The organism is Rhodoplanes roseus (genome assembly GCF_003258865.1).
Lineage (GTDB): Bacteria > Pseudomonadota > Alphaproteobacteria > Rhizobiales > Xanthobacteraceae > Rhodoplanes > Rhodoplanes roseus.
Map to the genome: position 1 here is coordinate 1 of NZ_NPEX01000961.1, position 245 is coordinate 245.

The 245-nt window shown below is 63.3% G+C and carries 1 protein-coding gene; it reads left to right on the plus strand.

The window, feature by feature from the left end:
• Positions 1–245, plus strand: a 245-nt coding sequence (locus CH341_RS33180) for an ABC transporter substrate-binding protein (protein WP_146604825.1), incomplete at both ends; no start/stop codon positions are given.

The following is a 245-nucleotide window of genomic DNA, read 5'->3' on the forward strand; positions in this document are numbered from 1 at the left end:
GTCGGGCCAGGCGCTCGGCCCGATCCTCGCCCAGGAATACGGCAAGGACCGCAAGGCCTATCATCTGACGGCCGACTACACCTGGGGCTGGACGCAGGAAGAATCGATCAAGGACGCCACCGAAAAGCTCGGCTGGGAGACGGTTCAGACCGTCCGTACGCCGCTCGGCGCCGGCGATTTCTCGCAGTATCTGACGCCGGTCCTGAATTCGGGCGCCGACGTGTTGATCCTCAACCATTACGGTT